The 24,200-nt window shown below is 36.8% G+C and carries 16 protein-coding genes; 7 read left to right on the top strand and 9 right to left on the bottom strand.

What is annotated here, in order from left to right; all coding sequences use genetic code 11:
* Window positions 1-86 precede the first annotated feature (86 nt).
* The 3 genes from ACL9RH_RS07650 to ACL9RH_RS07640 all read left to right on the top strand — a co-directional run bounded on the left by ACL9RH_RS07650 (window position 87) and on the right by ACL9RH_RS07640 (window position 3,250).
* Window positions 87-1,190, top strand: a complete 1,104-nt coding sequence (locus ACL9RH_RS07650; RefSeq protein ID WP_422692770.1) for a cytochrome-c peroxidase — start codon at window positions 87-89, stop codon at window positions 1,188-1,190.
* A gap of 185 nt (window positions 1,191-1,375) precedes the next feature.
* On the top strand, window positions 1,376-2,287 hold the full coding sequence (locus ACL9RH_RS07645) for an NAD(P)H-binding protein (RefSeq protein ID WP_422692769.1): 912 nt from the start codon (window positions 1,376-1,378) through the stop codon (window positions 2,285-2,287).
* A gap of 42 nt (window positions 2,288-2,329) precedes the next feature.
* Complete coding sequence (locus ACL9RH_RS07640) at window positions 2,330-3,250, top strand: helix-turn-helix domain-containing protein (protein ID WP_422692768.1); 921 nt, start codon at window positions 2,330-2,332, stop codon at window positions 3,248-3,250.
* Window positions 3,251-3,363: 113 nt separating this feature from the next.
* Here the strand turns inward: ACL9RH_RS07640 and ACL9RH_RS07635 are convergent, their stop codons facing one another.
* The 3 genes from ACL9RH_RS07635 to ACL9RH_RS07625 all read right to left on the bottom strand — a co-directional run bounded on the left by ACL9RH_RS07635 (window position 3,364) and on the right by ACL9RH_RS07625 (window position 11,475).
* A complete protein-coding gene (locus tag ACL9RH_RS07635) occupies window positions 3,364-3,801 on the bottom strand; it encodes a hypothetical protein (protein WP_422692767.1) in 438 nt (145 codons plus the stop codon).
* Between the two features lie 89 nt (window positions 3,802-3,890).
* Window positions 3,891-6,713 carry a T9SS type B sorting domain-containing protein gene (locus ACL9RH_RS07630; RefSeq protein WP_422692766.1) on the bottom strand — a complete coding sequence of 941 codons (2,823 nt, stop codon included), beginning with the start codon at window positions 6,711-6,713 and terminating at the stop codon, window positions 3,891-3,893.
* 250 nt (window positions 6,714-6,963) lie between these two features.
* Window positions 6,964-11,475, bottom strand: a complete 4,512-nt coding sequence (locus ACL9RH_RS07625) for a fibronectin type III domain-containing protein (protein WP_422692765.1) — start codon at window positions 11,473-11,475, stop codon at window positions 6,964-6,966.
* 874 nt (window positions 11,476-12,349) lie between these two features.
* On the opposite strand from ACL9RH_RS07625, the gene ACL9RH_RS07620 reads away from it, so the two are divergent.
* On the top strand, window positions 12,350-13,108 hold the full coding sequence (locus ACL9RH_RS07620; RefSeq protein ID WP_422692764.1) for a response regulator transcription factor: 759 nt from the start codon (window positions 12,350-12,352) through the stop codon (window positions 13,106-13,108).
* A 12-nt stretch (window positions 13,109-13,120) separates the two neighbouring features.
* Here the strand turns inward: ACL9RH_RS07620 and ACL9RH_RS07615 are convergent, their stop codons facing one another.
* Entirely contained in the window at window positions 13,121-13,597 is a 477-nt protein-coding gene (locus tag ACL9RH_RS07615; protein ID WP_422692763.1) for a hypothetical protein, read from the bottom strand.
* A 241-nt stretch (window positions 13,598-13,838) separates the two neighbouring features.
* Window positions 13,839-14,198 (bottom strand): prevent-host-death protein, encoded by a 360-nt coding sequence (locus tag ACL9RH_RS07610; RefSeq protein ID WP_422692762.1) that lies wholly within the window; start codon window positions 14,196-14,198, stop codon window positions 13,839-13,841.
* Between the two features lie 1,043 nt (window positions 14,199-15,241).
* Between ACL9RH_RS07610 and ACL9RH_RS07605 the strand changes: the two genes are divergently transcribed.
* The 3 genes from ACL9RH_RS07605 to ACL9RH_RS07595 all read left to right on the top strand — a co-directional run bounded on the left by ACL9RH_RS07605 (window position 15,242) and on the right by ACL9RH_RS07595 (window position 18,459).
* Complete coding sequence (locus tag ACL9RH_RS07605; RefSeq protein ID WP_422692761.1) at window positions 15,242-15,832, top strand: TetR/AcrR family transcriptional regulator; 591 nt, start codon at window positions 15,242-15,244, stop codon at window positions 15,830-15,832.
* 646 nt (window positions 15,833-16,478) lie between these two features.
* Complete coding sequence (locus ACL9RH_RS07600; protein WP_422692760.1) at window positions 16,479-17,120, top strand: TetR/AcrR family transcriptional regulator; 642 nt, start codon at window positions 16,479-16,481, stop codon at window positions 17,118-17,120.
* Window positions 17,121-17,796: 676 nt separating this feature from the next.
* Window positions 17,797-18,459, top strand: coding sequence for a TetR/AcrR family transcriptional regulator (locus ACL9RH_RS07595; RefSeq protein WP_422692759.1), 663 nt, complete (start codon window positions 17,797-17,799; stop codon window positions 18,457-18,459).
* Window positions 18,460-18,550: 91 nt separating this feature from the next.
* On the opposite strand, the gene ACL9RH_RS07590 is transcribed toward ACL9RH_RS07595, so the two are convergent.
* From ACL9RH_RS07590 to ACL9RH_RS07575, 4 genes are read right to left on the bottom strand one after another with little or no spacing between them, the layout of a single operon-like run.
* Window positions 18,551-20,068, bottom strand: a complete 1,518-nt coding sequence (locus ACL9RH_RS07590; protein ID WP_422692758.1) for a peroxidase, FMP-type — start codon at window positions 20,066-20,068, stop codon at window positions 18,551-18,553.
* A gap of 18 nt (window positions 20,069-20,086) precedes the next feature.
* Window positions 20,087-21,607 (bottom strand): ferritin-like domain-containing protein, encoded by a 1,521-nt coding sequence (locus ACL9RH_RS07585; protein WP_422692757.1) that lies wholly within the window; start codon window positions 21,605-21,607, stop codon window positions 20,087-20,089.
* A 4-nt stretch (window positions 21,608-21,611) separates the two neighbouring features.
* A complete protein-coding gene (locus ACL9RH_RS07580) occupies window positions 21,612-23,702 on the bottom strand; it encodes a GMC oxidoreductase (RefSeq protein WP_422692756.1) in 2,091 nt (696 codons plus the stop codon).
* Window positions 23,699-24,145: a sugar dehydrogenase complex small subunit gene (locus ACL9RH_RS07575; protein ID WP_422692755.1), complete on the bottom strand. Its 447-nt coding sequence runs from the start codon at window positions 24,143-24,145 to the stop codon at window positions 23,699-23,701. Before ACL9RH_RS07575 ends, ACL9RH_RS07580 begins: the two co-directional genes overlap by 4 nt.
* Window positions 24,146-24,200 lie beyond the last annotated feature (55 nt).

Here is a 24,200-nt window from a genome sequence, read left to right as displayed (position 1 = left end):
TTTTATCATAAAGCCAAGGATCAATGAAGAATGCAATAAGTTGGATCGTTGTTTTGTTTCTTACAGTTTCCCTTTTAAATAATTGTTTGAGTACAAAAGTTAATAAAGAAATTCATAATACAACTTCGTTTGTAGCAGAACTTAGAAAACTCTATTCCTCCAGAGATATTTCAAAATGGCCTGAACCTACACTAAACTCTGAAGCCGTTCCTTATTTTACCGAAATCGGACATTTACCTGAAGTTCAGTTTCCAGAAGATAACCCTTACTCCGTTGAAAAAGCAATTTTAGGAAAAACTTTGTTTTATGATCCACGACTTTCAAGCTCTAACCAGATTGCCTGTGCATCCTGCCATGATCCCGAACTGGGATGGTGTGACAACCGAACTTTCTCTTTTGGGCATGACCGGCAGCTGGGATCGAGAAACGCGATGAGTATTCTGAATGTAGCTTATGCCAAAACCTTATTCTGGGATGGGCGAGCGTCTTCTCTGGAAGAACAGTCTCATATGCCGATTCAGGACACAAAGGAAATGAACGAACATATTGATTTGGCCACGGAAAAAATTGCCAATATTAAAGGGTATGAAGTCCTTTTTGAAAAAGCATTTGGTGAAAAAACAGTGACTAAAGATAGAATTGCCCAGGCGATTGCAACTTTTGAACGAACAGTGAAAAGCCCTTCCAGTAAATTTGATCAGTTTATAGAGGGCAAAGCTGATGCTTTTACAGATAATGAAGTGATGGGACTGCATCTTTTCAGAACGAAAGCTCAATGTATGAATTGTCACAATTCAGGGTACTTTTCCAACAACAGATTTGAAAATATCGGAACTTCTTTACTGGGCTCAAAACAGGAAGACCTGGGAAGATACAAGGTTACAAGAAATAGGGAAGATGCTGGGAAATTTAGAGTACAGTCACTGAGAGAAATTACCAGAACAGGTCCATGGATGCATAACGGAGCTTTTATGACAATGGCTGATGTTATTCATTTTTATAATAAAGGAAATCCTGAACCCCCTAAAAAACGATCTACCATTCATGAAGGAGTGAGCCTGGAGTCTCAAAAATCGAAAATGCTTACCCCTTTGAATTTAACCAACGAAGAAGTTCTTCAGTTAGAAGCTTTTCTTGGAACCTTAAACACAAAGAATCAAAGGATAACCCCTCCAAAGTTACCGAAATAGTATAATCAGAGTGATCTGATTACCATTTTATGAACCATCTGTTATACAATAGCAGATGGTTTTATATTTACCCTGTTACCATTTCTGCGATGCGCTCCCGATTATTTTGGCTAAGAAGAGGATAGAATCGACTAAGTGCAGGTGATGTAATATTCAGAATTTTACATCAATAAAAAAAGAGAAAAATGAATATTGTTTTAACAGGTTCCATTGGGAGCATCGGAAGACCACTTACAGAACAGCTTGTACAAAAAGGACATTCGGTAACGGTGATCAGCAGCGCTTCAGAAAGAACACCTGCTATTGAAGCATTGGGAGCAAAAGCAGCGATAGGGAGTATGTTTGATACAGAATTCTTAATCCAAACTTTTAAAGGAGCAGATATTGTTTATTTGATGGAAACCATGGAAGCGGCGGGAGATTTATTTGATAAAAATATTAATTTTATTGAGACCATCAAGAAAATAGGGCATCATTATAAAACAGCAGTGGAAAGGTCGGGAGTCAAAAAGGTTGTTCACCTCAGCAGCATCGGGGCGCATACTGATAAAGGAACGGGCATCATTGTTTTTCATCATCATGTAGAAAGAATATTGAATGAGCTACCGGATGATATTTCCATCAAATTTATACGTCCGGTTGGTATCTATTTCAATCTGTTTTCATTCATCAACACCATCAAAAATAATGGTTCTATTATTTCAAATTGGGGCGGTGATCAAAAAGAACCTTGGGTTTCCCCATTAGATATTGCTGATGTGATTGCAGAGGAAATGGAACTTCCATTTGAAAGACGAACATTCCGTTATGTGGCGAGTGATGAAGTTTCACCTAACGAAATTGCAAAGGCACTGGGAGCTGCAATTGGCAAACCTGATCTTCAGTGGAATATCATTTCGGATGAAGAACTTTTAAAAAGTTGGCTGGAAATTGGCTTCAATGAACAGGTTGCTAAAGGATTTGTTGAAACTCAGGCAAGTCAGAGGACGGGAACTTTATATGAAGATTATAACCTGCACAGACCTGTTTTAGGGAAAATAAAACTTGAGGATTTTGCTAAAGATTTTGCAACGGCCTATCAAAATGATTTAGAATAAAACATACTGATTACAATGAAATAAAAAAGATACCTTTACTCTATGGAACAACGGATCACCAAAAATATAAAAACCATCACTGAATTTCATCGTTCAAGAGGTTTGCCGCCTCCTGAGCATCCGTTGATCAGTGTTGTTGATTACAGTATGGTTAGACGGCCGGAAGATATTGGTGAGGTCAACTGGATGTTGAATTTTTACCAGATCTCTCTGAAAACAGGAATTTCCGGGAAGCTGAAATATGGGCAGCAGGAGTATGATTTTGACGAAGGAACTATGTTTTTTATTGCTCCCAATCAGGTTTTTAGAATTGAAACGACGCCTAATCCAACGGAAGAACAATCGGGTTGGATGTTGTTGATTCATCCCGATTTTCTGTGGAACACTTCTCTTGCTCAAAAAATAAAAAAGTATGACTTTTTTGACTATTCAGTGAATGAAGCTTTGTTTCTTTCCCAAAAAGAAGAAAAAACCATCAATGCCATTATAGAAAATATTGAGCAGGAGTATCATTCGGATATTGATCAGTTTAGCCAGAATATTATTATTTCGCATATTGAAACTTTACTGAATTATTCTGAAAGGTTTTATGAAAGACAGTTTATTACGAGAAAAATAAGTCATCATGCTGTTCTTACCCGTCTTGAAGATTTATTGAACCGGTATTTTAATGATCAGGATCTGATCTCAAAAGGATTGCCCAATGTTCAGATGATTGCCGAAGCGCTAAATCTTTCTCCCAATTACCTCAGCAGATTGCTTAAAACCCTTGTAGGACAAAGTACACAGCAGCTGATTCATGACAAACTGATAGAAAAAGCTAAAGAAAAACTTTCTACAACCGATTTATCCATCAGTGAGATCGCTTATGAATTAGGTTTCGAACATCCACAGTCTTTTACAAAGCTTTTTAAAAACAAAACAAATCTGTCACCGTTGGAATTCAGAACTTCTTTTCAATGATAGTTAATTGTTGAAGTTAAATTTCTCATCTTTAAGACTAAATACAAACCCGGCGGTTCTTCAAGAAGAACCGCCGGGTTTGTATTATATGAATTCTTATCAAAAACAGAGTGTTATTTTTGGATCGTAGAGATGCTTAAACATTTCTGTCCGTTGAAATCTATCACCTCAATATTGTCGATCATTTCGCTGTAAATTCTGGTTTTCGGGCCTTCAATTTTGTAGCCTTCAACAAATATCGGACTGTTTTTTGGTACATTGCCTTGGCTATTAAGCAATTCAAGAGATATACTGTCCGGATTTCCTGCATTTTTCTTTAGTTTCACTTCTGTTAGCCCGTTATCAGCAAGATATTCAAACTTTTTTAAATTGGAAGGAAGGGCGGCTTTCGTTTTATAAACATTGAGCTTTTCAATGTCGCTTTTGTGATTATCAAACATCTTTACGGTCCCGATTACATCTTTGTAAACGGCAAATTTTACTGTATTACTTTTTTGTGCGAATAGCATTCCTGAGGCGAAAACTAGGAATGCGTATAAAAGTTTTTTCATAATAAATAATTATTAGAGGTCGAGTAAGTTATTTTTTATCATGCTTAATCTGTCTTTTTATATAGACAGAAAGGTGAATGTCCAGTGGTTTATTCTCTGTTTTTAACCATAATCCATCCTGTGTACTTTACAGGAGTTTGTTTGCTGTTGGATTCATTCCATCCCAGATCAAACCAATACGTTCCTGTAGAAACTTTCTTACCAGCGATAGTACCATCCCATTTGTATCCGTTCTGCTTGTTTCCTTCGTGAATCTTGCTGCCGTATCTGTTGTAGATACTGAATACAAGGTTTGATTTTCCAGCTAGGGCAGAGTAGTCCAATACGTCATTTACACCATCACCATTTGGAGTAATTACGTTGATCAGGTTAGGAACAGTAACTTCTACCTGAATTGGAACGCAGTTGTAAGAGTCTTTTACATAGAATGTATTAATTCCGCGAGGGACATTATTAAATACAATATCATCCTGCCAGTTGATATTATCCATCGAATATTTGTAAGGAGGAGTGCCTCCAATAACATTTACTGTAACTGTATTGTTATCAATATTAACCGTAGAAATGACAGGCTGCTCAGAAGGATAAATTTTTACATTTTGTCTGGTAGTACATTCTCTGGTTTTAAGATCTACCCAGTACGTTCCAACTCCTACATTACTGATCGTTTGAGTGGTCGCTCCAGTACTCCATTTATAACTTACGAATCCTGGTCCTGCATCCAAAGTTGTTGTATTTTCCATACAGATAATTTTATCTTTTAATACATTGGAATAAGTAGGAGGGATTACGATCAGGGTAACCTCTGCAATTTTAAAACATCCGTTAGCATTCGTTACTTTCACATAAACTACCCCATTTGGAGCAACATAATTGGCTGGAGTAAGAATTTCGTTGGTTCCGTTTTGTGCATCTGTTGGAGATGGGTAATATTGTTTTATAACTCCTGGCTGTACGCTCACCCCTGCAGAAGTCAAATCAAATAATCCAAGTACAGGAGTTTGAGGAATAAAACATGCTTTCATCGTTACATCCTGAACTTTTGGACTTTCAGATACGGTTAACGTTAAAGTTACCTGCTCACAATCTGTAAAATCCGGATTGTTTCCACAGAATTTGTACACGATAGTATCTGGTCCCATATACCCAAAGTTAGGAACATAATTGATTACCCCTGCCGGATCTACTGTTGCCGTTCCATTTGCAGGAGGTGTAATAATCGTTACTGTACTAGGAACGTAAGTTTGTGTAGAATTGGTAAACTGAGGTACAATAGACTCATACCCTTCACAAACCGTCATAGCTTTGGTGGTCTCATTAAGACAAGTGTACACTTTATACACTGGAGTTACTGCCGGAACGCAGGAACCTACAGAAATTTTCACCGTATAATTTCCTGAAGCTACAGGAGTATAAGCGTTACCTGTAGCGCCAGGTATTGGATTTCCGTCCAAGAACCATTGGTAAGTATCATAGCTGTCATCAACTTCCAGCACAATACCAGGAATACAGTCTCCCGTCTGCTTGGCAATAAGCGGAATAGAAGAGAACCCTGCAAAATATCCTCCATATCCTGAAGTACTGTATCCTCCGTTTAGACCTGCTGTTACAGCTTTGTCTGAAATTACCGTTATATTTCCAACTGTTGGAGATAGGGAATAAGTAACCCAGTTTGAATTTCCTGTTAAAGAGAAAGGCCCCTGTGCAGCTGTAGGAGTCACTCCGTTTACCGTTACGTTGGCTCCTGCTTCTGTTAAGATGTTTAATTTGACTATTGTACCGAATGGAACAACACTGCTGGTTCCTGTTCCGGTTGGCATTTCGTTGATTTTTCCGATTTCATCAATTTTTCTAGGTAAAAAACAGTTTAAAGGCGGAATATAGTTAAAGCCACAGGTCGCACTACTGTTATCTACAGAAACCAATTGATAAAGATATACGTTTTTAGAAGTTGTAATGAACATGTTATAATGTCCGGAAGTACCCTGCTGAACATAATTGTTACCTTTGATTCTATAGAATTCACCACTGTTGATGGTTGCAATTGGAGTATTCGCTCCGTTAATGAATATCTGTGTATTATCCTCTGTTCCTACCACAATACCTCCTTCCAGGTCATCTGTGGAAGATCGGGTTCTTACCATAGCAAAAGTACTTCCCAATCTTTCTGTAGGAACTGCCTGATCGAGAATGGCATCTGATCCTGAACCTGTATTGTTTCCAAAGTTTCCGTTGACATTTCCATTGGTAAGGGTGATAGGTTTATCAGAAACAATTTTAGCCCCGATAAAAGCTGATTGGTTGAGGCCATTGGTTCCCGTACCTCCTGCAAAAATAAAAGACTGACCTTTATTAAGCGTTACCGTATGGGTATTGGTTGCTGGAGCAGCACCAAAGAAGGCTATATTTCCGCTCCAGGTAGCTGTTACAACTGTATTATTCTCTGTTGCCATTACTCCTGCCGTGAAATTGTACCCGGAGTTGGATGTGGTAGTAGGAGTTCCTGCTACATAGAATTCTTTACCAATACCGGCTTTACCCTTACTTGTTACAATTTCTGCGTGGGTTGTACTGCTGACCATTCTTAGTGAACAATAGAAAGGTTTACTTGCCTGTACATACAGCCCTTTATTGATGATACTAAATGCTTCTGAGGTAACAGTAGCAGCAATGTTGGCTATAGGTACAACAAAAGTCTGAGGCGCTCCTTTACTGATGGTTACAGTACCAATAGGGATATTATTACTGTTAACGGTAACCACAAAAGGAGTTGTTGAATCTGTAGAGAGATACAATGCCTGTGTGTAACTGGTTGAGGCATAGTAGGGAGCAAACCAATGATCCGTATCTCTCTGCGCCGAAACATTGATGTTAAAAATGATTAATAATAAAACGAGTAGAATGTTTTTCATATATATATAGGGTTTATGCGTGTAATATATTGCGGTTAAATTGTATTTAAATTTAAAATTCTTTAAATTTAAGGAACCACGATGAATAATCGTGGCCCTTTTATATGTTTTTTTGAGAATTATTCAATATTTTTCACTAAAATCCAACCCGTATATTTTATAGGGAGACTTTACTGTATTGTTGATAAAATTTTTCATAAGTTATAGGTTATGATTTCTAAAAAATAATAGGGTTGATCAATAGAGGTACTTATGGTTCTTTGATGAATTTTTTCTGCACCATTCCACGGGTATCTTCAATCTCTATCATGTACATTCCACTAATAAGATTGCTTACATTAATTGTATTATTCAGGATGATACCATTCGAGATAAGTCTTCCCACAGCACTATAGATTTTATATTTCGCTTTTGGACTGATATTTTTCACATACAATACTGAGCTTACAGGGTTAGGATAAATATGTGTTTCTGTTTGGTTGATTGAGTTAGGAACTTCCGGTTTAGATATTCTTACCGTATAATCTTCTACCTCACCATTCTGGAAATTGGTACAGTTTACAGGAATTCCGTCTTTCTGAAGAGCGACTCTCATCACAACATATTTATGATCCGTCATACTTATAAAAGCATTATTGGGAACGGTAAATGTGGCGCTGGCAATAGCATTTCCGTTAGGTCCGTCCGCAAGAATCCTTTCATTAATGTCAAACTCTCCGTTTCTGTTGAAATCAATCCATACCGAAACTCCCGCAATAGTACCATTACCTAAAGTTTTATCAACAATAATCTGATTGTCTGTAGCCCCTTGTATCAAGTCAATAAATTGTAACGGATTTCCTGTGAAATTTGAATAATTGGAAGCTAATGATTCATTGATCATCTGTTTATTACCATTAGGAATAACAGTCACCTTTGAAATAAACTCTGTTGCCGAGTTAGTAGACGACATCGGACAATATACCACGGTAGGTGTCGTGAAATAATACAACTTGGTAAATTGTCCCGTTGTTCCATTACAGATATTGGCAACCTGCATTTCATATTTGGTAAGTTCCAGTAAGCCAAGAATAGTATAAGTATTGGTCGTAACCATAACATCGGTCCAGCTCGGAATTCCTACTTTTCTGTATTTTAAATGATAAGTTGCGCCAGGAAAAGCATCCCAGGTAATTTCCGCACTGGTTGGAGTAAGTTGGCTAATGGTAAGCCCTGGTGGTGGTATTTCGCAAACTCTGGTCGTTGTAAAGGCTTGAGGATTGGACCATGTATTCTCTACAGTTTCACCTACACATATATTGGCAACCTGTACCTCATAGGTTTTGAAAGAATCAAGATTTTGAATCGTATAAGAATTGGCAGGAGGCTGAGGTACATTTGGAGTATTCCATGGAAGAGTTCCCACTTCTCGCCATCTTAAAATATAATTCGCACTGGCCACAATTGGATTCCACGTTACAACCGCAGAATTAGCAGTGATATTACTTATGGTTACATGAGGTGGAGTAGGATCGCACCTTGTCGTAAAGCTTTTAATAGGCGTATAAACCCCGATTCCTGTAGAACCACATACAGCAGCAAGTATTACTTCATAAGTCGTAGCGGGAGTCAGTGTATTAATTGTTATTGGTGGATTTCCTCCTAAAATTGATACATTTAAAGTCGTCCATGCAGAAGCAGGAACTGTAACAGGTCTGTATTCCAGAATAAAAGCATTACTGTTGGCTGCTGCTGTCCAATTGATAACAATCGAATTATGGGTAATATTGGTGAATGCAGGAGTTCCTGGCGTTGCATTGTTACAAGGTCTTAATTTGACCAGATAATCTTCAACTTCACCATTAGCTGCATCCGCACACATGATGGGCGCACTGGTTCTTTTAAGAACAACTCTCATCGTTGTATTTAACGGCCCTGTATAAACTCCTGTTGCAGGAACATCAAAAGTAGCGGTTACTGGAGTTGATGTGCTGGCAGCAGAGGTCATTATTTTTTCAGCATCTGTAAAAATTCCGTCTCTGTCCCAGTCAATCCAGGCATTTACAGCATCTGCATACTGAGTACCATCCCACGCTTTCGAAACAGATAATTGATTTCCCTGAGAACCTATTTCTAAATTAATAAGGGTAGCTGGAGTTGTATAATTAATATAATTCGTCTGAACAGAAGTATTATCCATTACCGGAAAATTCACAGGAGTTACTTTCACATTGGAAATGAAATCATTAGTTCCCGTTCCCGTCATATTACAATAAGTTAATGGAGTGGTTGTAAAACCTAAGGTGGCAGAAAATGCACCCTGCGTTCCTCCGCAAATCGTCGCAATTTGTACCTGATAAGCCGTCTGCTCAGTAAGCCCGGTTATTGTGTGAAAACTTTGTCCGGCCGGAAGGGTAAGCCCTGCCGCACTAGGAAGCCATGTTCCGGTTGTTCCCTGTCTCCATCTGATAACGTAAGTCGCATTTGCAGTCGGCATCCATGATACATAAGCAGAATTATGAGTCAGGTTACTTACCGCGATATTGGTTGGAGGAGTAGTGGTACAGGGTTGTAAATCAATGAATTTTACATAATAATCTTCTACTTCACCATTACTCGTAAGAGGAGCACAGGCATTGACTGGGGTTAAAGAATATACGATAACGCGCATCTTTACTTTACTGTTTCCAAGGTAAGCATTCGCAGGAACATCAAAATTAGCAGTAACAGGAGTTGTGCTGGAATATCCCAGATTCATAATTCTTTCACCGCCAGGTGTAGTGGAAGGATTGTTATCAAATATTCCATCTCCGTTAAAATCTATCCATGCATTTGTAGAATAAGTTCCGGATACAATAGATCTTCCGACTGATAAAGTATTATTGGTCGAATTTCGCAGAAGGGTAATCGTTTTTGTTGGATCTAAAGAATAATCCGTATACGTTGTTGCTCCAGAGTTATTACTGGTTAAAGGAACATTCGATCCGATCATAGTAATGTTGCTGATATAGCCATTCGTAACAGTAGCCGTTCCGGAATTACAGTAGGTCAAAGCAGTAGTACTAAAGGCTATCGGAGCAGAAAATGCTCCCTGCGTTCCACAAATGGTGGCAATTTCCACTTCATATTGAGTGGTTTCTGTAAGACCGGTAATCGTAATATTATTCGTAAAAGGAGTTGTTACATTAACGGTTTGCCATGTTAAAGAAGGCGGTATTCTATATCGTACAATATAAGTAGCATTCGCCGCCGCAGTCCACGAAACACTTGCTGAGGTGGCGGTAAGATTGGTTACGGAAATATTAGTCGGTGGAGTATTGGTGCAGTTGGGCAGCGTTGTTCCTGTTAACTGAAGCCTTGGCAGTACAGCATAGCGGCTAATGGCAGCAGGAAGATTCGTGGGATCTGGGTTTACGGTGGTGCTGTAATAGATCATTCCTCGATTGTTTCCTGCAGAATAACTTCCCCAGTTCGCCGTACACGACGTCCCTGTTGCGTTTTCATCCACTCCAATCACAACATTACTCACTCCATCCCATAAAAAAGGAGTTGCCAATGGAATTTCAACCCATGTACCTGCTGTCATTGCAGGTAATGTTCCGGAATATACCTGCGTTAAAGAACTAGAAGGAACCCAACTGGTTGTTGTGGCAAATTCCGTTTGTGAAGTATTTCCCATATACACTACCCATTGATTGTAATTGGCCTGAGCAGCAGCTGTTGTGGAAACAAAAAATCTAATTGCCGTTATATAATTATTGGCTCCGACTGCAGCACCAATTTCTGGAGCCATATAAATCTGTTGTGAATAATTGAATCCCGAGCAGGAGTAAACCGGCAAAAATGCATTGGTTGCCGTTCCACCACCTATTTGTCCAGGCGTAAAGGAGGCTCCTCCTACCCAAAGTGACTTGTCTGTTGCTGAACATACCGATCTTACCCACCAGTAATAAGTAGCTCCTGGAGTAAGTGAAGAGATATTGGCACTTGTTCCTGCGCTCGCTGTTCCCGGAGTCGCTGCAGCAGGTGGAGTATTACTTGTACTGTAATAATATTCGTATCCGTTTGCCGGAGCTGGAGCGGGGGCTAATGGAGCAGACCAGTTAAGAGTCGCTGATGTAGGAGCAATATTCGATACCGCCAGATTAGCAGGCTCAAAACAAGTTGGAGCTTCTATTACCTGAACCTCATCTAATAATATATCATCATAGAAATCACCATTTCCGGCAACATCTTTATCTACGGTGAATTTTAACTGAATTGTATTCCCTACATAGCTGGATGCCAAAGGCACTCCTACCGTTCTCCATTCAGGATTGTTGGTGTTGCTGACCCAAATCTGTACCCATCCGGAACCATTATTTACTTCAAGCTTAAGTTGATTATTGTCCGCAGGAGGTACAGTTCCATTAAGTGCAGTAAGGTGATCTTTAAACCATTCAAACTTGACATAAGGATTCGTTAATCCGGTTAAGTTGATTTCAGGACTGATGAGTTCCACAGTATGTTCCCCAAGATTAGGAGTTGATGCATCTACCCAGGCAAAAGTTCCCGCAGGTTTTCCCCCGTTTCCGGTGGCTCCGTATCCTGCCGTTCCTGAGAATTTCCATTTCACATTCACGTTGGTTGAGGTAGAAGTCGGGTTTTGGCTTGTCCAGCAGTTAGGTAACGCACCCGTACTGAATGACTGTAAAAAAGGCACCGGAACAGGAGTACACGTCTGTCCCCGGACGTACGATGCAAAAGCCAAGAAAAAAAAGATAATAGATAAAAATTTTCTCATATAATTCAATTTTTAATTAGAGTTTTCTGGTGAAATGATTTTGTTATCTTATTCTGATATATATAGCAGTTTTCTCCTGACAGCTTTTAGCAAAAGTCAGAAGGGAATGATCTGTTTTTTCAAATCGTAAACGAAAAGTGGGGAAGTATGTATTTCTGTTACTTTTTCAATCCACTATGCTAGAATAGATATCCTGCAGTGAATAAAGGGCTACAGAAAAGCTTTTTATTGTTGATGGTAAGCATTGAAGTCAATAACCTGCTCATTAGCTTAGGTTAATATTTGTAAATAGAGCGGGATATTAACGGTACTGCAAAATATTCATTTACAAATCAAGATGGCTTGAAGCTTTTTTATTGATCAGAGCTCGTAGCTTTATAATCAGTTGGTCAGTAGTTTTTGTTGAGGTTCTTTCATTTTATAAGATTCTTTCTTTACTTTTTTATTTTGTTATTATGATCTGGGTAAAAATAATTTAATAATAATTTAATATGACTATACTTTCGTATAGTTTTAATTCCTTATGTGATGAATTAAATTTTATTTTGATAACTGTAAAGCTCTTTGGATAAAGAAAATCATTCTGTCTTACGTCTAGAATGGAGTTTTTTGTTGAAATGAAAAATGAATGAGCCCTTCATTTCTTTTCGATTTTTCTGCCTGAAATTTCTGAAAAAAGAAAATATTTAATATCTAGAATGTAAAAAAATGATGCTTTTTAGATTTTTTTAATATCAAAATAATTGTTTTGTAGATTGATGTTTAAACGTAATTAATTTTTAATAGATTTTTTATTTAGAGTAATTATGGATATGTTTGCAAAAAAGAAATCTAATAACAAAGTTTTTGTATTTACTATTATCATGTTCATAATATGAGAGATAGAATAAATTCATTGGGGTGCGATAATGCGCTGGTTTTCCCTCCTGCTGAAGAGACAAATACGTCGGAAAAATACCTTAACGTACTTAAAGCAGTTGCAGGAAACAGTTTTGGCTGTATCTATATAGCCAGTCTAAAGACAGGAAAACTGGAGTTTATTTCTGATAGTCCTCTACTTTTTTCAGGGCTGAGAGCGAAAGAGATTGAGAAATTGGGCTATAATTTTTTTCGAAAATATACCAGAAAAGAAGATCTTGAAATCCTAAAAAAGGTAAGCATTTATGGTTTTAAGTTTTTTGAATGCCTTACCCCCGAAGAAAAGAAAGTGCATACCATTACCTATGACTTTCATGTGAAATATACCAATAGTGTTGATGTACTCGTTAATCACAAAGTGACACCGATTGAAATCGATGAAAATGGTTATGTTTCTAAAATAGTGTGCGTTGTTTCTAATTCCCTTAACCGGAATGCCGGAAATATTCGTGTTATTTCCAATACTTCAGATGCTTACTGGAAGTATAATCACTATACCGGAAAGTGGTCTGAAGAAACCAAAATCAATTTAAAACTAAGAGAAATTGAAATTATCAGACTCTATCTTCAGGGGCTGAAAATAGAAGAAATTGCTGAACAGCTGTGTGTTGCTCCCAGTACTATTAAATTTCACAGAAGCAAATTATTTGAAAGAATAGGAGTGAAGAATATTATCGAAGCCATTTCCTATGTCATTACCAATAATCTGCTTTAGATCAATATTTTTTTAATTTTTCTTTCTGGAATATCTGTTGACAATCTTAGTGTGAGGGTCTTCATACTTTATGGTTAGGAAATCAGATTTTTGGTCATAATCAACAATGTACTTGTGTTTTTGATTATCTTTTTCATCAAGGATAATTTTGTCGTCAGATTGTTTATATTTAATGTTGATTTCCGTTAATCCTCCTTCGAATGTATAGGCTTTGATGGTATTTTTATTCACCAGCAGCTCTGTGGATTTAAACTGATCAAACAGTTTTTTTGCCGCCGTTTCGATTTTACTTTTCTGGCTCATATTTCCCAATTTTTTTTCATAAAACTTCTGGGTATATGTTTCAGAGTCTTTATAATAAATGGTATCAGAATCCATCATATAAAGATCCATTTTCCAGGTTCCTGTGATATCAGGTTGTATTTCCTTTTTAGAAAAAGATAGTGAAACTGCCAGGAAAAGAACTATAGAAATACCTGTTTTTCTCATAAAATGATTGTTTTAGGTTACTGTTTTCCTCAAAAATACATTTTATTCTTAATACAAAACAAAATCCTAACATCTGTCAGGATTTTAGTCGTAAAATACAAACTCTGTTTTGGGATCTTCCGGCTGGAAAAAGAATTTCAATTATATCCATAATTCAACCTTGAAGTATTTTTTTACTACAAAAAGATGAACAAAAATGAAATGATAGACCTGCTAACAGGAAGTAAATATCAAGAGTAACTTAGTTAAGCTGATAGTTCGCAATAACTAAACTTAAAATGAAATGAACATAGTTTTGTTCAACTTCTTTTCTATTGATCAGTTTGTTTTTATACTCATAAGAGTTCAGATCTCTGGTTAACTTTTGATACGTTTCAAAATCATTACCTTTTATCTTTACTCTTGTATTACCATCTCTTCTTTCGATAAGAGTATCGTCTAATGTTCTGAGTTTAAACAAAGCTTCACATAATGTTGGACGAGCCTTCATTGAACCAATATATCTTTCAACTATATTTACCTTGAACGCATCGAAAATGATTGTATTAAAAACAATTTTAGAGTTAGGCTCCTGAGTGTTGAGCTCAAGCTTATAATTCATTAATTTAAAATTTTTGGTAAATATAGGCTTAATTATGCCAAATCACAGCCCATTTTTAATAGATTATTCCCATAATTTAATTATGACCCATCACTCACTTACTGTAAAGAAAATATTGAATTGGCTGTTTTATAGCCATAATGCATTCAAATATGTAGAAAATCAATTGAAAGCATGGCTTTTTTTTCAATAATTATGAATATTTTAGAAATGTATAAAGAGATTATTATGGTCAGGATATTTTTTTTAAGAGCTGAAAAAAAACTTTTTTTATCAAGAATTTAAATGAGATAAGATAAAAGATGATATATTGATCCCCTTTTTTTCTCCTTTTAAAACAAAAACAGCATCATTAGAAACCTATGATGCCATTTACAGTTAGTGTTTTTACCCTTGTTGATTGTGTTCGAAATGCTAATTTTTCATCCTTTCTGTGTTTTATATGCAGAATGGTTTTAGTTTGCGCAAATATACAAATTAAGACACTTGAAAGTGTCTAAGTGATGAAAATTTTTCTTAACATTGTAAAATTCAGGGTTTAATATTGGAAGAAATCCTTTATTTATGGTGTTTTTGGCGATTATAAATTTTTAATTTTTTTTAATAATTAAAAATTCTGCCAAAGTAAAAACCAATTTCAACATCAAATAATCGGAATAAATACAAAAGTATTGTGTAGGATGTTATAAAATTTCAAAAATTACACTCTTTATATTCAATATTTTTTTGTTGCAAAAGAAAAGCAGCATCATAAAATAATGATACTGCTGATGTCTCGTGTTTACCTTAGTTGTTTAGTATTCGAAATCGTTATTAAAATTGAGGGAACATAATTACGGTCTGAACTATCTTAATTCTTCAACTTCGCTCGTGTTTTTCAGTATCGAAATGGTTTTTAGTTTTTGCAAATATATAAAATTAGACACTACAAAGTGTCTAAAAGTTGAAAAATTTTCTTAAACTTGTAGGATTGAATGTTAGCCATGGAAAAAAAGTCAGCGGGGGGCCGTATCCGGAACAAGGAACGGAGCAAAAAAAAGTTTTTGGAAGCAGTAGGAAAAATCCTTAAAACGAAGGGACACACTGCGTTAAAAATAAATAACATCGCTGCTACAGCCGGAGTAGATAAAAAAATGATCTATACTTATTTTGATGGTATGGATGGACTAATGGACGAATATATTCAGTCACAAAACTCTTGGGAAGAGATAACTACCCCCGAAATTGGTAAAATAAATCCCCAAATAAATGATGGAGGAATGGCTTTTATAGAAGAATTACTGATTTCCCAGTTTGAAAATGTGCATGATAACAGAGACATGCAGAAATTAATTTTGTGGCGCTTATCAGACTCTAGAAAATCATTAGTAAAGCTTACATCTACTCAGGAAGAGAATAGGGAACATGTCTTTAAGCTCTTGGTAGATTCCCATTTTCGGGAATATGCACAGAAGTTTCGTTCTATTATAGCGGTAATGCTTTCCGGACTTTATTATCTTAATATGTATGCTTCTGTGAATGGCAGTATTTTTTGTGGGGTAGATGTTAATTGTCCTGCAGACCGTGAAAAAATAAAGAAAGCTATTTCTTTTATATTAGAAAAATCGTACGAAAAACTGTCTTATTCAGAATAAACAGCTTCTATAAAACATATTAAAAGACTTTATTATCTATAGGATCTGCCCAATTGTTCACAGCATATCTTGGAAATGTTTTCAAAAAAAGCGCATCATTAGTAATCTAACGATGCGTCTTGTTTGTGTGTTTTTACCTTAGTTGTTTAATGTTCTAAACTGTCTTAAAGCGAGGGAACATTGTAATTACAATCAGAATTGTATTAAACTTTTCAACTTCGATAGTGTTACTATATTAAAATGGTTATTAGTTTGATGCAAATATACAAAAATAAGACACTTTAAAGTGTCTAAATGAAAAAAAATCTCAATTTTATAATTTTATGACCTTGAAATGAGCAGGAAAACCTTTATTGAAGGGATTTTGTGCCCTGAAAAAATATTAAAAAAAAATAAACAGCATCACTATCGATGTAATGATGCTGTCTGTGTTTCGTGTTTTCCTCTTCAGCTGCCTAATATTCGTCAATTAATTTTCAACTAAAGAAACACATTGGTACAATCAGAATAGTCTATATTTTCAACTCAATTAACTTTTTTTAAAGTTTAAATGGTTAAGTTTTGTGCAAATATACGAAATAAGACACTTCGAAGTGTCTAAAATGACAAAAAAAATTCTTAAACTTGTAGTGTCGAATATTTAGTAATGGAAAGAAAATCAGCAGCAGGAAATATCAGGAATAAAGAACGCAGCAAAATGAAGTTTTTAGAAGCCGTTGGGAAGATTCTGAAAACAAAAGGTTACGCAGGTTTAAAGGTAAATAATATTGCGGAAGAAGCCGGTGTAGATAAGAAAATGATCTACACTTATTTTGGTGGGCTTGATGGGCTGATTGATGAGTATATCAGAATGCAGGACTACTGGAGTAGAGTTACGGCTGAAGAAGTTGCGAAAATAATGCCTACAGGTGAAGATGATGAGGAATGGAAATTATTCACCAAACAAATACTGATGTCACAATTTGACTATGTATATAGCAGTGAAGAAGCACAAAAGCTACTTTTATGGCGCTTATCCGAACCTCGTGCGTCATTAGCAAAACTGACAGCAACTCAGGAAGAAAATGGAGAACACCTCTTTAAACTTATCGATTATAAATATACGGAGTACGAAAAAGAATTCCGCTCAATAATGGCCATCATGGTTTCCGGGCTTTATTATCTTAATATGTTTGCCTCTGTGAATGGCAGTCTTTTTTGTGGAATAGATGTAGATACTGAGGAAGGGCGTGAAAAAATTAAAGAAGCTATATCCTTTATGGTCGATCAGTCTTACACAAAACTATAATTGGGAAAGGATCTTTTACCCCATACTTTATATTATTCATGTACTTCTTCCTTGTTTGAAAAAGAATTTTAGCTTTCAACATGATTTGCAGAAGGTATCGTAACAGATTTTTTAATCAATCTTTGCGTACAATTTCATACGCTCATTTCGTTTATCTTGTCTAAAGAAACCCGAGTTGTCAAAAAAATGATTTAATTTTGGAGAAAATAAAAAAAACAGCATTATTAGAATCTAGCAATGCTGCTTACATTAGGTGCTTTTACCCTAACTTTTGTATTCGAAATCCTTTTTATTTTTCAACAGGGTTTGTGTTCAAAATATAAAAATGGTTATTAGTTTGATGCAAATATACAAAATAAGACACTATAAAGTGTGTAATAATTGAAAATATTTTTCAATTTGTATAATTTGTTGATTACAAGCGGTTTATTCGGGTTTAAAAAATCAGTTATAGAAAAGCATCAGAGAATAAAGAATAAAAGTATATAGAATTTGAAACTTTATGGGTCTGTCAATTTGAATTGTTTGAACAATTAATTGAAACGATTTATTGATGATGAATAAAGCTTTTAAGGTATTTGTATACAGGTTAAAGGAATATTTATAAAATAAAACACTATTTGGTGATTAATAATTATAAAAAAATCCTTAAACTTGTATCATTGAATGTTTAGTCATGGATAGAAAATCAGCAGCAGGGACTATCAGAAACAAAGAGCGCAGCAAAAAAAAGTTTTTGGACGCGGTTGGGAAAATTCTGAAAACCAAAGGTCATGCGGGATTAAAAATAAACGATATTGCAGCCACAGCAGGGGTAGATAAGAAAATGATCTACACCTATTTTGGCGGTATGGATGGTCTGATGGACGAATATCTGCGTTCACAAGACTATTGGGGGAAAGTAACCAAAGAAGAGGTAGAAAAAATGAAGCCGAAAATAGATGATGGTGGAAAAGCATTTATTGAAGCAATGCTCATATCTCAGTTTGATTATGTATACAACAATAAGGAAGCCCAAAAACTTCTGCTGTGGAGTATATCCGAGCCAAGAAAATCTTTGAAAAAATTAATAGATACACAGGAGCAAAATGGTGAATATATTTTTGAATTGATGATGAATAATCATTTCAAAGAGAAAATGGACACTTACCGTTCTATTATGGCTATTATTGTTGCCGGATTGTATTACCTGAATATGTATGCAGCAATGAATGGAAGCGTTTTCTGTGGTATAGATATGGATAGCCCGGATGGACGTGCTGCCGTTAAAAGAGCAATCACCATTTTAGTGGATCAGACGTATAAAAATCTGGTTCCCAACGAAAGGCAGGAAAAATAACCTTATCTGATCTTTTACAGACGATATTTCAATATAAAAAGAAAAGAGGCAACGCGTGTTGCCTCTTTTCTTTTGGTAATATGATAAATGATTATTCTTTATGATAAGGACATCCTGTGCTCCCATCTCCAGTTATTTGCGGCTGAGTACCGGGAAACTGTTGTTCTATCACTTTTCTCTGATCTTCTGGAATATCTTTTAATTTACGAAGAGTATTGGTTTGAATATGTGGCCAGCTAGTTGTACCACCATCATTTCCAAAATCAAATTCGAAGAATACGATCTGCTCATATTGCAATTGAAGAACTTCTTTTCCATCTTCAATGATGGTTTCAATCCACATATTCATATCCACTTCAACAGTAGGAACAAAGCGGTTGACAAATGGTACATTCAGAATACCTCCCTGTGCACCAGTCTTCATTTTGGATGACATTTTAATATGAACAAAGTTACTTACTTCCTGCCCTCTTAAAGTATCTCTAAGTCGAAGGTCAGGTCTTACAGAATAAGGATACAGATCATCCGCCAGTATTCTTTGAGTATAAATTTTATTAGAACCCGGATCATTCGTGTCATCCAGTGTTTCATGTACCCAGGCTGGTGCAGGACGGTCGAGATCAATAATATTATCAGGAGTTACGCCTGCGCTTCCCATGGTACGGGAAATAGAAAGATGATCTGGTTCCCATGCTTCCTTCCCATCAGGAAAATAAGGAGATCCGTTAATGAGATAACTTTGGCCCTGAGGAGCAATATCACCCAATAAAGTAATAGTACTACCATGAGGAATAACCCCACTTCTCGAAATAGAGTAGTCTGGAATAAAATAAGGCCCGTCAACACCTGCTCCCGGTTTTAGCTCCTGAGCGGGAATAATTTCATAATAAGGCTGTCCGGGTTCCAGTTGGCTTAGAAGAATGTATTTATTTTCCTCTCCCTCCTTGGATACTTTCACAAGAGGTTCATCTCTGTATTCTCCTTTATAGCCATATTTTTCAAAGTCTTCCTGTGAAAAAGCATGAATACCTCTATCTCTTTCAATAGATTCTTTGGTTGCTGCATGGTTGTACACATCACTTAACCACAGATACATTCCGTTTTCCTCATGAATAGGAGTGTACTTTAAATCTTCCTGTCCTTTTACCGTATTTACACTTTGGATGCTTTGCTCGTATTTAACAGCTCCGCAGAAAAGTTCACTTGCACCGCCACGATTACGAACTCCGCCCGGAACGATGGTAAACGTTAATTTTTCAATATATTCTTCACAGTCAAAACTGAATTTACCTGGAATAGTGCCGGAATTGGTACCCGGTGAAGGCATAATAGTCGTGTGTATTCCACTTGCTAATGAAGGGCTGGTAACATTTTTATTATAATTGACATTATAGCTCACCCAAGTCCCTTGTAAAGCTTCTAAGATACCATAATCTACACTGCTTTCAATCTCAGACAGATTTTCTTCCCTGAATGGTCTTACAGGATCATCAATAAGAAGTTTTGAATATCCATCCATGATTTCTGCCAAATTCACTTGGCCTTGGCTCAGACCTTTGCTGAGTAATTGTCTTCCTGCTTCAAGACTTTCTTTTTTACGTTTAAGCATGATATATTGTTTTTATGGTTATAAACTGATGTATTCGAAGGTTGGCCCTGCATTGTTCTGAGAATCCAAAGGCTGTTTCATTAAGGCAACAGCCTGCTCTTTTAAGGCGTACATATACATGATAGATTTTTCCAGCTCGCTTTGTTTTCCTTCTACTGCATCTTGAATTGCGTCTAACAGACGTCTGTAGGTTCTATTAAATTCAACGCCCTGTTCATATAATTCTTTATTGGTGTAGTCGCTTACTTTAGGATTGGCCTTCATCGGGTAGGCGGCAGTCCAGTCTACGGGTAATGCTTTTCCGTTAGGAGGGGTGCTTACCGGCATCATTCCATTTTCATCGGTGAAAGGTCTGTAATCTCCGCCTACATAGAAATGTTCATGGAAAACTTCTTTAAATCTGAAATAATGAGCGAGTTCAACACCTTCTTCAAATTGAGAAGGATCAACATCAAAGATAGAATCATCGGCGCCTTCTCCCTGTCCTTTAATTTCCTGAAAAACAGCGATCACTCCGGAAAGACCTTCTACTGCATGAAGTTTCCCACCACTTCCATAATACTGCTCCGGACGAATCTGTTTTGATGCTAATCCTGTGAAAATTCCTCCCTGATCTAAGTCTTTGAAGCTGTGAGGAAGGCTTCCATTTTTTTGGTAATAAGCAATGATTTGGAAGAAAGTAATGTAGAAAAACAACACATCATAATATTCTCCAATAGTATGTACGTTTTCCATAATGAAACCTTTCATGTTCTCAAGCGTCCAGAAATTATTTTCCTGTACAAAAGCACCTTTTTGAGTGAGTGAAGCTTTTGGTATTACCTCGTTGTTATATTTGGGAGCCTTTACCAAAGGGCTGCTTGGACTTTCAATAGCAATAAATGTTGCAATACTGTTGGGTGAGAATGTTTCCAAGCCTACAAAAAAGTCAACGTTCATCGGTAATTTCATAGGGTAAGTAGGGTAGTTCTGCGGTTTATTTACCGAAGGCTGTATATTGATCGCATTCAATACATTACAAACCATAATCAGGTGAAGCATTTCTTCTACAGCAACACTTCTGATAATCTGTGAAGCTAATGCATTGGTTCCGTCTTTAATAGAATATAGAGCCGTAAGATAAGGCGGAATTGTTGAGTGTTCGATAAGAATAGCCGTCTGAAGAAGGTCCTGTAAGATTGGTCGATAATCTATCTCTGCCAATCTTTTTTTTACTTCCTCAGAAATTTGAGGAGTGTCCTTTCCAAATTCGTTACCTAAATATTCATCAAAAGACTGAGTCTGATCATTCAGTAAAAGGTTTGTCAGCTTTTTGATATGATATTTCAGACCTTCCACCCAAGTTTCTTTATTTATACTGCTGTCGAACAAAAGAGTATGTAAAGAAAGAGGTTTTGCAGGGATAATATTGGGAATGAGTTCATCGCTAATAGCCATTCTTGACACTTTTGATTCTGAACCAATAGGTAAGGATTCTAAAGTTTCTGTTGATTCTAATGATTCTAGCGGTTGTGTTTTATTAATAAGTCTCTGTCTCATGTTTTCATTGTTTAAATTGGTTTTCTAGATCGGTTAGAATAGATTCTACCGAACGGATTGTGAATGCTGAAAGGGTCAATGTTGGATTTGAAGTCCCTAAAGTGGTCATATTTCCGGCCCCTACGATATATAAGTTCGGGTGATCCCAGGATTTACAGTAGCTGTTGGTTACGGAATCATCGGCGGTACTTCCCATTCGGTGGGTTCCTACAATATGGCCTGCTCCGTTGTACGAGTATCTTACATTGTTGTAGATGACAGTATTGTTATCGGTAGCTTTATAAGTGGTAAAGTCCTGAATTCCCAGCTTTTTAAACATCTGATCCGAAGCCAGTTTAGCCTGTTCCATTCCTTTTTTCTCATAATCTGTTAAAGAATAATGAACAACAGGACGTGGAATACCCAAAGCATCTGTGTACTGGTCATTGATGGTTACTCTGTTGTCAGGATGAGGAAGCTGTTCAATCTCAAAATGGAATAAAACCTGTCTTGAAAGTCTGTCCGTTAAAGCCTCTTTCAGTTCTTCTCCAAATAAGCCATCGGCTAAAAATTCTGCAACATCAGATCCCGGCGAAAATGCAGGCCATCCCCATCCCCAGTTATCAAGCGGAGAGATCCATGCAGAAAAATCCCCTCTGAAACTTCCGTCACGGAAAGACGAGATATTGGTTGTAGAACCAGGACCTCTGTATGGATAAACCGGTTCTGGGAATAATCCCCAAGTTAACATTACCATGTGATCCATCAGATTTCTGCCCACCTGATCACTTCTGTTGGCTACCGTTTTTTCGACTTTTTTACCGTTTTCAATGACTGTATATTTTGAATTCAGTAATATTTTAGGGTTTTCAAAAGCATTGGCCGCCAGAATAACGATGGAATTGGAAGTATCTATAGCTTCTTCCACAAAATCTGTTTTCTCTTTAGACGTATATCTTCTCAAGTGAACTTTTGAAATGGTATGATGATCATTGTTCTGATCCACACTCAATTTATAAACCACACTCTGAGCCCTGATTTCCATATGAGGATTGAGGCTTAGATTATTATTGTCATTCACTTTATACAGTGCTTTCTTTAACGTTTTTAAAGCATTATATTTAGCCTGAACAGGGCAGATGGGAACACAGGAAGCATTTCCTTCGCAACGTTCTCCCATATAAGGATTCCAAATTGAACCCAGAGCTTTATATTCTTCTTTTTCTGAACTGTCCAAAACCAGTTTATATCCTGTTTTTTCAGTTTTCTCAGCTCTGATTATTTTTGTTTTTCCATATTTTGGATTGGGAATTGAATTTCTTCCCTGCGGAGATGAAACCAGATGCAAAGGAATATCTTTGAAGTTTAACTGAACAGAGGTTCCTTCAAGTCCCTTCATAATTTTTTGATCCATGTAGCTCTGAGGAATTTCTTCCATTGGAAAAACATAATCACCATAGTAATCTGCCGTACTTTCTTTGATCGGATATTTTTGTTTGGAAACATCTCCTGAAACTCCGATTTCGAACTCAGCCATTTCATAATAAGGCCTTAATGTTTCATAATCTATGGGCCAGTTAACCGGTGTTTTTTCCTTGGATTGCGGGTGGTCTATCTGAATACCATACTTTTCAGTAAGCTTAAAATCATTAGGAAGCATTCTTGGTGTGGTTCCCAGCCAGTGAAGTGTTGTCCCTCCACCTACTCGAATGGCATCACTGGCAAAAGGCATAGGTCCAAACTGTACCAGATATCCTTTCTTATCAGGAAATGGAGGCGTTATTTTTTCCATATCCAGAACATTGGGAGAAGGGGCTTGTTTTAGATTCGGATAAGGAGAGTTCGGAACCTTTGCCGACTCCATATAAAAAGTACGCATATACTCATTATAAGTTGTCATTGAGGAAACAGAATCCAGCTCTATACCGGCTTCCAGGCCTGCTTCATACATTAATATCGATAGTTCACGGAAATCGTCTGTTTTTTTGACGTCTGCACGGTGAACCATTTTCTTTTTCTTAGTATCGTATACGTGATCGCTCAGAAGTTTTGCAATCAGTGATCCTGCGATCCCCGTCCCTACGATGATCACATCTTTTTTGTTTGTTTCGCTCATGAGTTGCTGTTTACAGGTTTAATACCCCAGGATTTATAACCAGGTTGCTTAGCGCCCGGTGGATGGGCATGTATCACGTTCCACACCAGACCTTCTTTGTAAGAAAGATCGTTGACATAGGCACCTTCCCAAGTACCAAGATACCAGATGGTGATCAGCTTGTTGGCAATATCGCGAAGCCCTGGATCTGCCATTATCTCTGATGAAATGGTTTCTTTTAATTGGCTGGCCGTGAATGAATTTTCAAACACATTCTTTGAAACGGTTAGAAATTCTACAAAGGTGGCTCCCTGTAAGTTGTGCAGAATATAGGTGTAATAGGTTTCTGCCAGACCGGTAGCCTGCAATTCGTTCATCGAGAAACCCGTAAGGGCTTCCGAGATCGACATGAAAACATCGAAATAGTAATCGTCGACGTTCAGGATTTTGTTAATCACAATCATTTCGTTAAAATTTGAGGGTTAAAGCATCTTAACTTTCAGGATACTATTCGAGAAC

Source organism: Chryseobacterium sp. Mn2064, assembly GCF_049319685.1.
GTDB lineage: Bacteria > Bacteroidota > Bacteroidia > Flavobacteriales > Weeksellaceae > Chryseobacterium.
The sequence above is the reverse complement of the archived record's forward strand: the minus strand, read 5'-3'. Positions and strand labels throughout refer to the sequence as shown.